At 55.7% G+C, this 15323-nt stretch carries 13 protein-coding genes; 7 read left to right on the top strand and 6 right to left on the bottom strand.

The genetic code is table 11. The annotated features are described in order from the left end of the window. Positions 1-74 precede the first annotated feature (74 nt). The 5 genes from pgpB (at position 75) to yciH (ending at position 3664) form a co-directional block, all read left to right on the top strand. Positions 75-839 (top strand): phosphatidylglycerophosphatase B, encoded by a 765-nt coding sequence (pgpB, locus tag B4M48_RS09705; protein WP_039384568.1) that lies wholly within the window; start codon positions 75-77, stop codon positions 837-839. A gap of 124 nt (positions 840-963) precedes the next feature. After that, positions 964-1269: a LapA family protein gene (locus B4M48_RS09700; RefSeq protein ID WP_039384565.1), complete on the top strand. Its 306-nt coding sequence runs from the start codon at positions 964-966 to the stop codon at positions 1267-1269. A gap of 6 nt (positions 1270-1275) precedes the next feature. Continuing rightward, a complete protein-coding gene (gene lapB, locus B4M48_RS09695; RefSeq protein ID WP_039384563.1) occupies positions 1276-2445 on the top strand; it encodes a lipopolysaccharide assembly protein LapB in 1170 nt (389 codons plus the stop codon). A gap of 188 nt (positions 2446-2633) precedes the next feature. After that, positions 2634-3341: an orotidine-5'-phosphate decarboxylase gene (pyrF, locus tag B4M48_RS09690; RefSeq protein WP_039384561.1), complete on the top strand. Its 708-nt coding sequence runs from the start codon at positions 2634-2636 to the stop codon at positions 3339-3341. Continuing rightward, positions 3341-3664, top strand: coding sequence for a stress response translation initiation inhibitor YciH (gene yciH, locus B4M48_RS09685; RefSeq protein WP_039384559.1), 324 nt, complete (start codon positions 3341-3343; stop codon positions 3662-3664). Before pyrF ends, yciH begins: the two co-directional genes overlap by 1 nt. A gap of 62 nt (positions 3665-3726) precedes the next feature. Here the strand turns inward: yciH and osmB are convergent, their stop codons facing one another. Further along, complete coding sequence (gene osmB, locus B4M48_RS09680) at positions 3727-3945, bottom strand: osmotically-inducible lipoprotein OsmB (protein WP_039384556.1); 219 nt, start codon at positions 3943-3945, stop codon at positions 3727-3729. A gap of 316 nt (positions 3946-4261) precedes the next feature. Here osmB and araD point away from each other — a divergent pair, with 316 nt between their 5' ends. Together araD and B4M48_RS09670 are read left to right on the top strand one after the other, a co-directional pair. Next, entirely contained in the window at positions 4262-4957 is a 696-nt protein-coding gene (gene araD / locus B4M48_RS09675; protein ID WP_039385955.1) for an L-ribulose-5-phosphate 4-epimerase, read from the top strand. A 313-nt stretch (positions 4958-5270) separates the two neighbouring features. Continuing rightward, positions 5271-6137, top strand: a complete 867-nt coding sequence (locus B4M48_RS09670; protein WP_039384553.1) for a crotonase/enoyl-CoA hydratase family protein — start codon at positions 5271-5273, stop codon at positions 6135-6137. 15 nt (positions 6138-6152) lie between these two features. Here the strand turns inward: B4M48_RS09670 and pdeR are convergent, their stop codons facing one another. The 5 genes from pdeR to B4M48_RS09645 form a co-directional block, all read right to left on the bottom strand. Continuing rightward, entirely contained in the window at positions 6153-8135 is a 1983-nt protein-coding gene (gene pdeR / locus B4M48_RS09665) for a cyclic di-GMP phosphodiesterase (protein WP_039384551.1), read from the bottom strand. A 153-nt stretch (positions 8136-8288) separates the two neighbouring features. Then, a complete protein-coding gene (locus B4M48_RS09660; protein ID WP_039384547.1) occupies positions 8289-8585 on the bottom strand; it encodes a YbdD/YjiX family protein in 297 nt (98 codons plus the stop codon). Beyond that, a complete protein-coding gene (locus B4M48_RS09655; protein ID WP_288656495.1) occupies positions 8578-10644 on the bottom strand; it encodes a carbon starvation CstA family protein in 2067 nt (688 codons plus the stop codon). Before B4M48_RS09655 ends, B4M48_RS09660 begins: the two co-directional genes overlap by 8 nt. Positions 10645-10824: 180 nt before the next feature. After that, the gene (locus B4M48_RS09650) at positions 10825-12759 is read right to left on the bottom strand and encodes an exoribonuclease II (RefSeq protein ID WP_113655177.1); all 1935 of its coding nucleotides are present in this window, start codon (positions 12757-12759) and stop codon (positions 10825-10827) included. 124 nt (positions 12760-12883) lie between these two features. After that, positions 12884-15193, bottom strand: a complete 2310-nt coding sequence (locus B4M48_RS09645) for an FdhF/YdeP family oxidoreductase (protein ID WP_039384537.1) — start codon at positions 15191-15193, stop codon at positions 12884-12886. Positions 15194-15323 lie beyond the last annotated feature (130 nt).

Raw genomic sequence — 15323 nt, 5'->3', positions numbered from 1 at the left:
CTTTAGGTATGTTATTCTTTTTTCAGCTAAAGTTATTCAGCAAACGCATTATAACCCGCAGGAAAAGCCAAAGTATGTTGAAAATAGTGCAGCGCACGACTCTGGGTGCCTTTTTATTAATTGCGATGCCACTCTGCGTCTGGCTGTCGGGCTGGCAATGGCAGCCGGGTGAAAGCGGGGGAGTGCTGCGCTTTTTGTTCTGGATGACGGAAACCGTCACCAGCCCGTGGGGGATTATCACCAGCAGCGTGCTGAGCGCCTGGATGCTGTGGTGTCTGCGCTTCCGCCTTAAGCCTGCTATCCTGCTGCTGATTATCATGAATGGCGCGATTCTCGCCGGGCAGTACACGAAGTCATGGATTAAAGAGCAGGTGCAGGAGCCGCGACCCTATGTGGTCTGGCTGGAGCAGCAGCATGGCATCAGCAACGATGAATTTTATCAGCTGAAACGGCAACAGCGGGGCGAGATGGTTAATGGGCTGCTGGCCAGCGATACGCAAATTCCCCGCTGGTTAAAGCAGCACTGGGCATTTGAAACAGGATTTGCTTTTCCTTCCGGCCATACTATGTTTGCTGCCAGCTGGGCGCTGCTGGCAATGGGCCTGCTCTGGCCGCGTCGCCGGGTGGTGACGCTGGTGGTGCTGTTCAGCTGGGCCATTATGGTGATGGGCAGCCGGCTGGTGCTGGGTATGCACTGGCCGCGCGACCTGATTGTCGCAACCCTTATCTCCTGGCTGCTGGTGACCGTCGCGACCTGGCTGGCGCAGCGCTTTTGCGGTCCGCTTACGCTTCCGCCTGATGAGCAGCGCGAAGTCAAAGCGCGCGACGACGGATTGTAATCAGCCGAACTGCCCCCATATAGCTGATTACGCTTGCGCAAAGCCAGCTAACTGATAACGTGAAAGCAGCATGGTACACGCTTTTTTGGCATACTCTATTGGAAACTCTACGACAGGACGCATTGTGAAATATTTGCTGATTTTTCTGGTGGTACTGGTCATTTTTATCATTTCAGTGACGCTGGGTGCTCACAATGATCAGGTGGTGACGTTCAACTATCTGCTGGCGCAGGGTGAATTTCGTATCTCCACGCTGCTTGCGGTGCTGTTTGGCGCCGGTTTTTTACTGGGCTGGGCAATCTGCGGACTATTCTGGTTACGCATCCGCGTTTCACTGGCACATGCTCAGCGTAAACTGAAGCGTATGCAGGCGCAAAACGAACACGCTTCGGCAGCCACCACCGTATCGACTACAGGTCGTCGGGATTAATGTTCAATGCATGAATTGCTGTTTCTGCTTCTCCCGGTCGCAGCGGCCTATGGCTGGTATATGGGACGACGCAGCGCGTACCAGAATAAGCAACAGGAAGCGAACCGCCTGTCACGAGAGTATGTGGCCGGGGTAAACTTTCTGCTTTCAAATCAGCAGGATAAAGCCGTCGATCTATTCCTCGACATGCTGAAAGAAGACAGTGGTACGGTTGAGGCGCACCTGACGCTCGGTAATCTGTTTCGCTCACGCGGCGAGGTAGATCGCGCTATACGTATTCACCAGTCGCTGATGGAAAGCGCCTCGCTTACCTACGACCAGCGACTGCTGGCGATTCAGCAGCTTGGCCGCGACTATATGGCGGCGGGCCTCTACGATCGCGCAGAAGATATGTTCAGTCAGCTAACGGATGAAACCGATTTTCGCATTGCCGCTCTGCAGCAGCTGCTGCTGATTCATCAGGCAACCAGCGACTGGCAGAAAGCGATCGACGTTGCTGAGAAGCTGGTAAAACTGGGAAAAGAGAAGCAAAAAGGCGAGATTGCGCACTTCTATTGTGAGCTGGCGCTGCAGGCGATGAGCAGTGACGATCTCGATCGCGCAATGTCGCTGCTGAAAAAAGGTGAATCGGCCGATCATCAGAGCGCGCGCGTTTCCATCATGATGGGACGCATCCTGATGGAGCAGGGGGAGTATGCGAAAGCAGCACAGCGTCTGCAGCGGGTGCTGGATCAGGATAAAGAACTGGTCAGCGAAACGCTGCCGATGCTGGAAACCTGCTATCAGCGGCTGGCGCAGCCAGAGGTGTGGGCCGGTTATCTGCAGCGCTGTACCGAAGAGAATACCGGTGCCGCCGCTGAGCTCTATCTGTCAGATATTCTGGAGCAGCAGCAGGGGCCGGAAGCGGCACAGCTCTATATTAATCGCCAGCTGCAGCGTCATCCGACCATGCGTGTCTTCCACCGGCTAATGGACTTTCACCTGCATGAAGCGGAAGATGGCCGGGCAAAAGAGAGTCTGATGGTTCTGCGCGATATGGTTGGTGAACAGATCCGCACCAAACCGCGCTATCGTTGCCATAAATGCGGTTTTACCGCCTACGCACTTTACTGGCACTGCCCATCCTGCCGGGCATGGTCTTCAATAAAACCGATCAGAGGACTTGACGGGCAGTAACAGTTATTTTTAAAAAAAACAGGAAAAATAGTTACAACGTACTTTTTTAATAATCGCCTTATCGCGCATCAGACACCGACATATGGCTCAACAGGTCACGTATCCCGGGCGTAAGATTGTTCTGCCGCAGCATGGCAGGTAGAATGCAGGCCGTTTGTTGCCCCTGTGCCTGCTTATGAGGAAACGTTATGTCTGTAACCCCTTCACCCATTCTGGTGGCGCTCGACTACAGTAATCTGGATGACGCACTGCGATTTGTGGACCGTATTGATCCTGCTCAGTGTCGCCTCAAAGTAGGCAAAGAGATGTTCACGCTGTTTGGTCCGTCAGTGGTCCGGACATTGCAGGCACGCGGATTCGATCTCTTTCTCGATCTGAAATTTCACGATATCCCCAACACCACCGCACATGCCGTAGCCGCTGCCGCAGAGCTGGGCGTCTGGATGGTGAACGTGCACGCCAGCGGGGGAGCACGCATGATGCAGGCTGCACGCGAGGCGCTGCTGCCTTTTGGAAAAGATGCACCGCTGCTGATTGCTGTAACCGTGCTGACCAGCATGGATGAAGAGGATCTGCGCGGACTGGGCATCACCCTGTCACCGGCGCAACAGGCAGAGCGGCTGGCGCGCCTCACGCAACAGTGTGGCCTGGATGGTGTCGTCTGCTCAGCCCATGAAGCGGCTGCATTCAAACAGGCGTTCGGCAGCGAATTTGCGCTGGTCACGCCCGGTATCCGACCGGCAGGCAGCGACGCTGGCGATCAGCGCCGTATTATGACGCCTCTGCAGGCGAAGCAGGCCGGGGTTGATTATATGGTTATCGGCCGTCCGGTTACGCAGTCAGCCGATCCGGCTGCCACGCTGCAGCAGATTATTACATCGTTACAGGAGGCGTAATGGCGCAGGACAATCCACTGGTTTACTCCACCGACAGCGGGCGTATTGTGCCGGCAGAGGAGAAGCCACAGCGACCGCGCGGCGACGGTATTGTACGCATTCAGCGTCAGACCAGCGGACGTAAAGGCAAGGGCGTCTGTCTGATCACCGGTATCGATCTGGACGACAGCGCGCTGGCTACTCTTGCCGCAGAACTGAAGAAAAAGTGCGGCTGCGGGGGGGCGGTAAAAGAGGGCGTGATTGAGATTCAGGGGGATAAACGTGACCTGCTCAAAACGCTGCTCGAAGCCAAAGGCATGAAGGTTAAGCTGGCGGGCGGTTAATGAAAGCGGGCCACGCATTGTGGCCCGGACAAAAGGGTGTCTGCTGTGTAGCCTGCAAAAAATTAACGGTCGATTTGATGGCCGATAATACCGCCCACCGCCGCGCCGCCCACGGTACCCAGGCCACTGCCGTTGGTCAGGACTGAACCACCAATAGCACCGGCACCGGCACCAATTGCCGTGTTGCGATCGCGTTTAGACCAGTTTGAACAGCCGCTCAGCGCAACAACTAATGTTGCTGCCAGCACGGCAACGGATACACGTTTCACTGTTGTAGTCATAGATATCTCCTTGATGATTGGCTCAGAGGCAACAGCAATAAGTATAGATGCCCGACGGCAAAGTTCTTTATTCCCGGATGGAAAAGTTGGGCCAGGCCGCCGGGTTTATGCTGTCTGCCAGCGTAAATATCCTGAAACCGAATGGTCCTGTTTAATTTTAAACGCTGCGGCGCAGTCGTCAGACAGAAAACGCTGAATCTGCGCCGCATTTATGACGAGACAGCGACTTTCCACTGAGCATTCAGCCATTCTTTCCATAACATCCGATCCCCTCTCTGCGCACAATCTCTCTATCACAGACTGGTGGAGAACAATGATGCTGGAAGCGCTAAAGCAGCAGGTACTGGAAGCGAATCTCGATTTACCGCGCTACAACCTGGTCACGTTCACCTGGGGCAACGTCAGCGCCATTGACAGAGAGCAGGGTGTACTGGTGATCAAGCCTTCAGGGGTGCGATATGAAAAGATGCAGCGGGATGACATGGTAGTGGTAGATCTGGAGAGTGGTGCGGTGATCGAAGGCGCGCTACGACCCTCATCGGACACGGCCACGCATCGTGCGCTTTATCAGGCGTGGCCCGATATTGGCGGTATCGTTCATACGCACTCGCGGCATGCAACCATCTGGGCACAGGCAGGACGCGACATACCCGCCTGGGGCACGACCCACGCGGATGATTTCTACGGCACGATCCCCTGCACCCGCGCCATGCTGCGCATGGAGATCGAGCAGGAGTATGAGTGGAATACCGGACAGGTCATCATCGAAACTTTTGCCCATCGTAATATTCAGCCCGCCGCAATTCCCGCAGCGCTGGTTAACTCTCACGGGCCTTTCGCATGGGGCAGCGATGCGGCGGCGGCAGTACACAGTGCGGTGGTCCTGGAGGAGGTCGCCTATATGGCGCTGCATACCGAACAGCTGCGAGCTGAACTCCCGCCTATCTCGCAAAATCTGCTGGATCTGCACTACCTGCGCAAACACGGTAAAAATGCGTGGTATGGACAATAAGGCTGTTCTTACAGCCTCAGGCGCCTGCGGGCGCTTTTTTTATCGCTGCATCAGTAAATTCCTGGCTAACGATGCGTGATTCACGCGCGTGCAGTGTGCTAAATCGTCTTTATTCACAACGCGTTAGGCGATCTCATGTACTCTGGCTTTCGCTCTGCTCTATCCTGAAATGGCGCTAATGATTTTTCCCCCCCCTGTTCAGGGATACTTCTGGATTTTGCTTTATAAATCAATCTCTCATTTGGTCTGGCCTCACTCTGCATTACGCTGATGTGGCGTTAAACGCATCACATAAATATTAGAGGATGAGACTATGACCGTTATTAACCAACCAACCTGCCGCCTGTTTACCGAAGCGGGACAGACCACCCAACTTGTTGCTTACTACGAGGAAGGGCGTCGCACCATGTGGATGATGTTGCGGGCTCAGCCACGCCCAAGCTTCAACCATGAATTAATCGAGGAGATCATGAACCTGAGCTATACGGCTCAGCGCTCCGGACTGCCGATCGATTTCTGGGTAACCGGCTCTTTAGTCCCACAGATGTTCAACGCCGGTGGCGATCTGCGCTTTTTTGTTGAGTGCATTCGCAACAACCGTCGCGAAGCGCTGCGTGCCTATGCCCGGGCCTGCGTCGACTGCATTCACTCGGCGGCTCGCGGGTTTGATACTGGCGCGGTAACGCTGGCGATGATTGAAGGCAGCGCTCTGGGCGGAGGCTTTGAGGCCGCGCTGGCGCACCATTTCATTCTGGCACAGAACAGCGCGCGTCTCGGTTTCCCGGAGATTGCGTTTAATCTGTTCCCGGGAATGGGTGGCTATTCGCTGGTCGCGCGTCGTTCCGGTATGAAGCTGGCAGAAGAGCTGATCTGTGAAGGGGAGTCGCACAGTGCGGAGTGGTATGAGACGCGCGGCCTGGTCGATAAAGTGTTCCAGCCGGGTGAAGCGTACCGCGCGACGCGCACCTTTATCGATACCTTACGGCCGAAGCTGAATGGCGTGCGTGCCATGCTGAAAGCGCGCCAGCGCGTACTGCAGCTGTCACGTGCTGAACTGATGGATATTACGGAGGACTGGGTAGATTATGCCTTTACGCTTGAACCCAAGGATATCGCCTATATGGAGCGCCTGGTGCAGTTACAAAATCGCCACAGTGCTTCATTACGTAAAGCCGGATAACACTTCCGCGCAGCGTTAAACACGGGCAGGATGCTTCAGCCAATGCCCGAGCTGTTCTGCGGGCATTGGTTTGGCGTAAAAATAGCCCTGGCGCCCATCCACACCGTTAGTGAGAACAAATTTCTCTTCCGCTTTGGTTTCAATACCCTCTGCAATCACCTGCAGCTCAAGGGCTTTGGCAACCGCCACAATCGCGCGCACTAAAGATTGCGAAACCGGTTGTTTGTTGATATCCCGGACAAAACTCTGATCCAGCTTAATGGCATCAATGGGTACCCGTGCCAGCTGAGAAAGGGAGGAGTAGCCGGTGCCAAAGTCATCAAGATGTACCTGCGCCCCAAGCTCCTGAAACTGTTTCATGAGCTTAAGCGCACCCGCTTCATTCTCAATCAGGCAGCTTTCAGTTAATTCAATATCGATCGGGGATTCCGTCAGCCCCGCTTCGCCCAGCGCATTTTTCAGATCGCTGTAGATGCTCTGATCGATAAGCTGTTTCGCGGAGACGTTGACGGCAACGCGCAGAAAAATGCCTTCACTGCGCCACTTTATAATCTGCTGCAGCACATTAAGCATGACCCAGCGGCCCAGCGGGACAATGAGACCGGACTCTTCGGCATAGGGGATAAAGTCGCCGGGCGAGACCATGCCGCGTTCCGGAGAGTTCCAGCGTACCAGCGCTTCGGCGCTGCGCACCTCGCCGTCGCGATCGACCTTAGGCTGGTAATAGACCACCAGGTGATCCTGCTCCAGCGCTTTACGCAGATTGGTATCGAGCCAGAGGTATTCAAAGACCCGCTTGTTCATTTCGCTGGTGAAGATGCAGAACTTGCCGCGGCCATTCTCTTTGGCATGATACATGGCCGTATCCGCATTGCGGATCAGGCTTTCGCGATCTTCGCCATGCAGGGGAGCCAGTGAGATCCCGATAGAACAGCCGCTGTAAACCTCAATAAGCCCGATGCGAAAGGGCTGCCGCAGCCGCTCAAGGATACGCGACGACATCGCCTCCAGCGCCGCCTGACTGGTATGCTCAGCCAGCACCACAAATTCATCGCCGCCAAGACGCGCCAGCGTCTGATCTTTGCCCAGGCAGCTGAGGATAGCCAGCGATACCGCCTGCAGCAGCTGATCGCCGAACATATGACCGTAAGCGTCATTTACCTTTTTAAAATTGTCGAGATCGAGGTAGACCACGCCGGTCTGAGAACCGTTCGCCAGCTCCAGTGCCAGGCTAATTTGCTGGTGAATAGCGTTACGATTAGGCAAACCCGTGACCGTATCGGTATTTGCCAGCACCCGAAGCCGCTCCTGTGCCCGTCGCTCTTCGGTGATATCCGTACCGGAACAGATGAGGAAAATTTCATTTTTCCCGCTGCCGCTGTGAACGAACTTATTACGGAACAGAAACAGTCGCTGACCCTTTTTGGTTTTGACCCAGCGCTCAACTTCATACGAATTTCCGTCGCGGAAAAAACCGGTGATATTACGGCGTGAAGCCTGCGCCTCCTGCCGGGTCATAAATAGCTGAAAGACGTTACGACCGATAACTTCCTGCTCTTTCAGGCCGGTATACTCTTCACTCAAACGATTAAAGCGCTGAATGTTACCGCGCTGGTCGAGGATAACGATAACCGAGTTAGCTTCAGATACCACCTGTTCGGCGAAAGAGAGTCCCTGGGTGAGATCGCGGGCAACCGACGACGTATCACCCCATGCAGAGGCGGTGCCGGCCCAGGTAGACTGGTTCACTTTACGTCCGACAAAGTGCATTGGCACCGGGGTTCCGTGCAGCGGCAGAGTAAGATTAATGCTGGAGGTGATCACCGTCATCGCCCGTAACAGACTGGCCTGCGCCGGAGTAAGCGAAACGGCCAGATTGGTATTGGCATTTTCATCTTCGGCAAAATGCAGTGCGTCACTGTCAGAGGTTAACCGCCAATGGGGGCTGGTGGTGCCAAACAAGGCATACAGCAAGGTTTGCCCCTGTTCATCGGTCATTTAAACTTCCTCCGGCCATGTCTCTAAGACTCTATCTCATTATTTTAGCAACAGTATTCAACCTCCTGCGTAAGCACAAGATGCAAACCGAATATATTTTTGTTTTTATTAAAGAATGGCACGAAAAAGCCCCGAAAACGGGGCTTATAATCATCAGCAGGGACATCTGCCGGGGTTTCCAGCCTGGCTCGGAAAGCGGGCATTGAGACAGTGCCGGTGAAAAGTGCGCTCATCCATGGGCGGCGTTTCAGGATGATGGAGGCGCATATGCTTCAGATAAGTTTGATAATCGTGCACGCCAACCATTAAACGAAAGCTCTGCTGCAATCCGCGCCAGATTTGCTGCCAGCGGGAGAGCGGCGGGGTATCAGCGGCACTCACTATCAGTAAGCAGCGCTTTATCTGCCAGCCTGCGCCGGGAGGCGTCCAGCGATAGATGGACTCAGACATGGCGTACCTCCTTACGCAGTGAAACCTCGGCTTCGCGCACGGTCGGTGCGGTGCTGCGGAGCGCACGACGAATAACAAAGAAGGCGGCAACCAGCATGGTGGCTGCAACCAGCATAAAGAAGCCGCACAGCGCCGCGTTGATCTGATTGCTGAAGATAATGGTCTGCATATCCGCCACGCTTTTGGCCGGGGCGATCACGATGCCATTGTCGATGCCCTGCTGAAATTTGCGCGCCTGAGCCAGAAAGCCGATGGCGGGTTTTTCATGAAAAATCTTTTGCCAGCCCGCGGTCATCGAGGTGATAAATAACCATGCGGTAGGGAGAATAGTGACCCACGCGTAGCGCTGTTTTTTCATCTTAAACAGCACCACTGTCCCGAGGATCAGCGCCATTGAGGCGAGCATCTGGTTACCAATGCCGAACAGCGGCCACAGCGTATTGATCCCGCCCAGCGGATCGACCACCCCCTGATAGACAAAAAAGCCCCAGCCGGCAACGGCAACGGTGGTGCCGGCCATATTCCCCAGCCAGGAGCGGTTGCTGCCCATTGCCGGAACCACGGTACCCACTAAGTCCTGCACCATAAAACGGCAGGCGCGGGTGCCGGCATCCACGGCGGTCAGGATAAATAAGGCCTCAAACAGAATGGCAAAGTGATACCAGAACGCCATCATCGCGCGACTGTTGAATACCTCGGTGATGATGTGTGCCATACCCACGGCGAAGGTGGGTGCGCCACCGGCGCGTGAGAGCACCGTACTTTCACCGACGTCACGTGCAATGCCGCTCAGCATCTCCGGCGTGACAACAAAGCCCCAGCCATTAATCACCTGCGACGCGTTCTCGACGGTGGTTCCAATCAGCGCAGCCGGGGAGTTCATGGCGAAGTAGACGCCCGGGTCCAGTACCGAGGCGCAGATCAGCGCCATAATAGCCACGAACGACTCCATCAGCATGGCGCCGTAACCGATAAACCGGATATGGCTTTCGCGCTCTACCAGTTTAGGCGTGGTGCCGCTGGAGACCAGCGCATGAAACCCGGAGATAGCCCCGCAGGCAATAGTGATAAACAAAAACGGGAAGAGCGCACCGGAGAACACCGGGCCGGTGCCATCAATGAATTTTGTGACCGCCGGCATTTTCAGCTCCGGCATAGCAAACAGAATTCCTATTGCCAGCCCGACAATAACGCCAATCTTCAGGAAGGTGGAGAGGTAGTCGCGCGGTGCCAGCAGCAGCCAGACCGGCAGCGAAGAGGCGACGAAACCGTAGATCACCAGCACCCACGTCAGCTCTGTGCCTTTAAGGGTAAAGAAGGGGCCCCAGTAAGGATCGGCGGCCACATCGCCTCCATAGATAATCGCTGCCATCATCAGTACAAAACCGATAAGGGAAACCTCAGCAATTTTTCCCGGACGCAGAAAGCGCATATAGACGCCCATAAACAGCGCAATGGGAATGGTAGCTGCGATGGTGAAGAGTCCCCACGGGCTGTTAGCGAGTGCTTTAACCACCACCAGCGCCAGCGCAGAGAGAATAATGATCATCACGCCCAGCGCACCGAGCATCGTCACCACGCCGGCAAAAGAGCCCAGCTCCTGGCGCGCCATTTCACCCAGCGAGCGCCCGTCACGGCGGGTAGAGATAAACAGGATCAGGAAGTCCTGCACCGCGCCGGCGAGCATCACCCCTACCAGGATCCAGATAGTGCCCGGCAGAAAGCCCATCTGTGCGGCCAGAATCGGTCCGACCAGCGGTCCTGCACCGGCAATGGCGGCAAAGTGATGACCAAACAGCACCCATTTGTTGGTCGGAACATAATCCAGACCATCGCTGAGGCGCTCTGCCGGCGTACGGCGGCGATCGTCAAGTTCGAAGATGCGGCGGGCGATAAACAGGCTATAGAAGCGGTAGGCGATGCTGTAGCAGGCGACCGATGCAATAACCAGCCAGACCGCATTGACATGTTCGCCGCGACTGAGCGCAAGCATGGCAAATGCGCCAGCACCGATTAACGCCACTGCTAACCAGACGATGCCGGTTTTGACGTTGTTCATGAGTTAACTCCTTGTAGAGGCCGGAAAAAAAGGCAAGCGAAATACAACGAGTTAAAAGTAAGGTAAAAAAATGTTAACGAAAGGTAGTAAAAGCAGAAGTGTGAAGCGCGATACAAATTTTAAAGCAGAGCAGAAAAGAAGAGGCGGGATAACATCTGTTATCCCGCACTATGAGCGCCGTCAGGCTGCCGGGCGGGCAACCACGCTGCGGGTCTCCATGCGCACTTCGGCGATGGTGACATCAATAATATCGGTGACGCGATACACCACTTCACCTTGAACCTGCACCGTGCCGCTCTCCTGCGAGCAGACCAGCTCATCGCGTACCGCATGAATAAACGGCGCCGGAATAAAGGCCACCGCACCGTTCTCCTGCAGGCGTACGCGCATACCGCCGCGCGATACATCAATGATCTCGGCGCTGAATTTGCGCTCGCTGCCGGCGAAAGGCGTCAGGAAACGCGCATAAAGCCAGTCACCCACATCGCGCTCAGCCATCCGGTTAAGGCGACGACGCTCACCCATAATAACCGTAACGTCACTCTGCGGACGGGCAATGCTCTCACCGCGCACAATAGCTTTCAGCAGGCGATGGTTGATCATATCGCCAAACTTACGGATCGGTGAGGTCCACGTCGCATAGGCATCCAGACCCAGACCAAAGTGCGGGCCGGGTTCGGTGCCAATCTCAGCAAAGCTCTGGAAACGGCGAATGCGGCTGTCGAGATACTGTGTCGGCTGCGCGTCGAGTTCGCGACGCATCTGACGGAACCCTTCCAGTGTCGTAATGGCCTGCGGATCGACGGTAATGCCGTGACCAGCCAGCACGCCGGCTACCTGTTCAGCGTTGGCCAGATCGAAGCCGGTGTGCAGATTGTAGATGCCAAAACCCAGTTTTTTCTGCAGCACGTTCGCCGCGCAGATGTTGGCCAGAATCATCGCCTCTTCAACCATGCGGTTAGCGATACGACGATGTTCAGCGATAATATCCAGCACTTCGCCTTTCTCTCCCAGCAGGAAGCGGAAATCGGGGCGATCTTTAAATACCAGCGCATGGGTCTGACGCCATTCACTGCGCGCCAGGCAGAGACGATGCAGCAGACGGATCTGCTCAGCAATCGCCTCATTTTCCGGCTGCCAGCTGCCGCTGTTTTCCAGCCAGTCTGAGACGTTGTCGTAAACCAGTTTGGCTTTGGATTCAATCCAGGCTGCAAAGAAATGCACGTCGTCAGCGAGTGCGCCATCCGGCTGGACCGTCACCCGGCAGGCGAGCACCGGACGTTTCTCATGCGGGCGCAGCGAACAGATATTATCGGAGAGCTCGCGCGGCAGCATAGGAATGTTAAAGCCGGGAAGGTAGTTGGTAAACGCGCGCCGGGCGGCCAGCTTATCAAGCTCGCTGCCTTCCGCTACGTAAGCGGTCGGATCGGCAATAGCGATGGTCAGCAGCAGGCTGCCATCCGCCTGCGCTTCCGCATAGAGCGCATCGTCCATATCCTGCGTACTGGCGCTGTCGATGGTGACAAAGTTCAGCGCGGTGAGATCTTCACGCGTCAGCTGCTCATCCAGCATTCCGCCGCATTCACTCTCTGGCGCTTCGCGCTCCAGGTTATGGCGCGACAGCGTGACCCACCACGGCGCCAGGTGGTCGTCTGCGGTAACGATAAATTCAGTCAGCTCAGCATAAAAGCCGCGATCGCCTTTCAGCGGATGGCGACGCATTTCAGCCACAGCCCAGTCACCGTTCTGGAAATCGTGCGTCAGACCGCGCACGGCGCGACACTGAATGGCATCTTTCAGCAGCGGATGATCCGGCACGATGGCGAGACGATCGTCTTTTTTCTGCACCCGGCCGACGAAGCGCGTCAGAAACGGCTCAATCAGGGTATCCGGCTCTGCACTTTCACGATCTTTATCGGTGTGGATTACCGCGGTGATACGATCGCCGTGCATCACTTTCTTCATTTGCGGTGGCGGAATGAAGTAGCTTTTCTGAGCATCAACTTCAAGGAAGCCAAAGCCTTTTTCTGTGCCTTTCACAACGCCTTCGGCGCGCGGAGTCTGCGCGTGAAGCTTCTCTTTCAGCTGCGCGAGCAGCGGGTTATCCTGGAACATAATTTAGTCAGTTTCGTGGCCTAAGAGCGGTGGACAGTTTTACGCGAATCAGGGGCGCGCGGCAAGGTTAAAACGGGTTAAAAAGCCGCAGAGCGCGGCTTTTGTTTCAGAGAATAACGCGTAATCAGGCGATACGCTGCGTGGGCAGGGCGGCGCTAAGCGTGAGCTTCACCGGCACCGATTTAGAGGTCGGCGTTCCGCTGATATCGCCGTAGCTTGAGAGCGGTACCAGCGGGTTGGTTTCCGGATAGTAGGCTGCGAGATTCCCGCGCGGAATGTTGTAAGGCACCAGTTTAAAGCCGCTGACGCGACGGGTCAGGCCATCATTCCAGAGAGTTTCAATATCCACCTGCTGGCCTTCGGTAAAGCCCAGCGCCGCCATATCCTCAGGATGAATAAACACCACTTCACGCTGACCATAGACGCCGCGATAGCGATCGTCGAGACCGTAAATCGTGGTGTTGTACTGATCGTGTGAACGCAGCGTCTGTAGCGTAAACGGCACGGTCACGTCGCTGCCGAGCTGAGGAAACAGCGAGTCGGGCAGGGCGGACGCGCTGAATTCAGCACGCTGCGATGGCGTATTAAAGCGCAGCTCTGCCGCCGCGTTGCCGAGATAAAAACCGCCAGGCTGGTCGCACTTTGTATTGAAATCAGCAAAGCCCGGGATCGTTGCGGCGATATGATCGCGGATAATATTGTAGTCCGCCGCCATGCCGAGCCAGTCGATATGATCGCTGCCCAGCGTCGCGTGGGCGATACCTGCCACAATGGCGGTTTCTGAACGCTGCGTCTCCGCCAGCGGGATGCCCACGCCTTCTGAAGCGTGAACCATACTGAATGAGTCCTCAACGGTAATGAACTGATTACCACCAGCCTGACGATCGCGCTCGGTTCGGCCCAGCGTAGGCAGGATCAGCCCTTCATGACCCGGCACCAGATGACTGCGGTTGAGCTTGGTGCTGATATGCACCGTCAGACCACAGTGCTGCAGCGCGGCTTCCGTAACCGGAGAGTCGGGCGCTGCCGCCGCCAGATTGCCACCGAGAGCAATCAGCACTTTCACTTCATCACGCAGCATGGCGCCCAGCGCTTCAACGGTATTGTGACCGGCATTACGCGGGGGTTCAAAACCAAAATGGGCGCCCATGGCATCAAGGAAAGGCTTAGAAGGCTTTTCATCGATACCCATGGTGCGGTTGCCCTGCACGTTGCTGTGGCCACGTACCGGGCAAAGGCCGGCACCTTTTTTACCCAGCTGACCAAACAGCAGCTGCAGGTTGACGATTTCGCGTACGGTGTCGACGGAGTGCTTATGCTGCGTGATCCCCATCGCCCAGGTGATAATCACCCGTTCCGCGCTCTGATAAATGGCCGCCGCTTCGCGGATCTGCGCTTCGCTCAGGCCTGACTGCTGCACAATCTGCTGCCACGAGGTGTTATCTACCGCGTCCAGATAGGCCTCAACGCCCTGCGTGTTTGCGGCGATAAACGTCCGATCGAAAATGCCCGGCTCACCGGCGGCAAGGCGCGCGCGCTCCACTTCCAGCAGCGCTTTCACCATGCCGCGCAGGGCAGCCATATCGCCACCGAGGTTGGGCTGATAGTAGGCAGAGCTAATGGTACCAGCTTTTGATGTGACCACTTCCAGCGGCTTTTGCGGATCGGCAAAGCGCTCCAGACCACGTTCACGCAGGGTATTAAATGTCACAATTTTTGCGCCGTGATCGGCAGCGTGACGCAGGCTGTGCAGCATGCGCGGATGGTTGGTCCCCGGGTTTTGCCCGAGCACAAAAATGGCGTTAGCGTGATCGAAATCGTCGAGACGAATGGTGCCTTTTCCGACACCGATGCTGCGTTTCAGGCCGCTGCCGCTGGCTTCATGGCACATGTTGGAACAGTCAGGGAAGTTATTGGTGCCCATCACACGACCAAACAGCTGATAGAGCCAGGAGGCTTCATTGCTGGCGCGCCCGGAAGTGTAGAGTTCCAGCTGATCGGGATGGTCCATCGCTTTCAGGTGCTGAGCAATCAGCGCAAACGCCGCATCCCAGCTGATGGGTTCATAGTGATCGGTGGTGCTGTTATAGCGCATCGGGTGCGTCAGACGCCCCTGATACTCGAGAAAATAGTCGCTCTGCTGATAGAGCGTGCTGACGCTGTGCTGAGCAAAAAACTCAGGCTCGACCACGCGTCGCGTCGCTTCCCAGGTCACCGCTTTGGCGCCGTTCTCACAGAAGCTAAACGTACTTTTATTATCATCGCCCCAGGCACAGCCGGGGCAGTCGAAGCCGCGCGCTTTGTTCATGCGCATCAGATTACGCATATTTTTCAGGGCAGCTTTGCTGTCAAATACGAAACGGGTGGTCGCTTCCAGTGAACCCCAGCCGCCGGCAGCAGCGCGGTAAGGCTGAATTTTACGTTTAAATTTCATGGTAGTCGCAGGCTTATTGTTTATGAGTTGTTATCAGAATATGTCTTCTGTTGAAAAGAAGTGTGCGACTGAGAACAGAGGTTGTCTAATTGATTGACTTAATTGAGCGATAGGCGGCGTTTATCGCCAT

This window comes from Pantoea sp. UBA6567, from assembly GCF_002434165.1.
In the GTDB taxonomy this organism is placed as follows: domain Bacteria; phylum Pseudomonadota; class Gammaproteobacteria; order Enterobacterales; family Enterobacteriaceae; genus Pantoea; species Pantoea eucrina.
The sequence above is the reverse complement of the archived record's forward strand: the minus strand, read 5'-3'. Positions and strand labels throughout refer to the sequence as shown.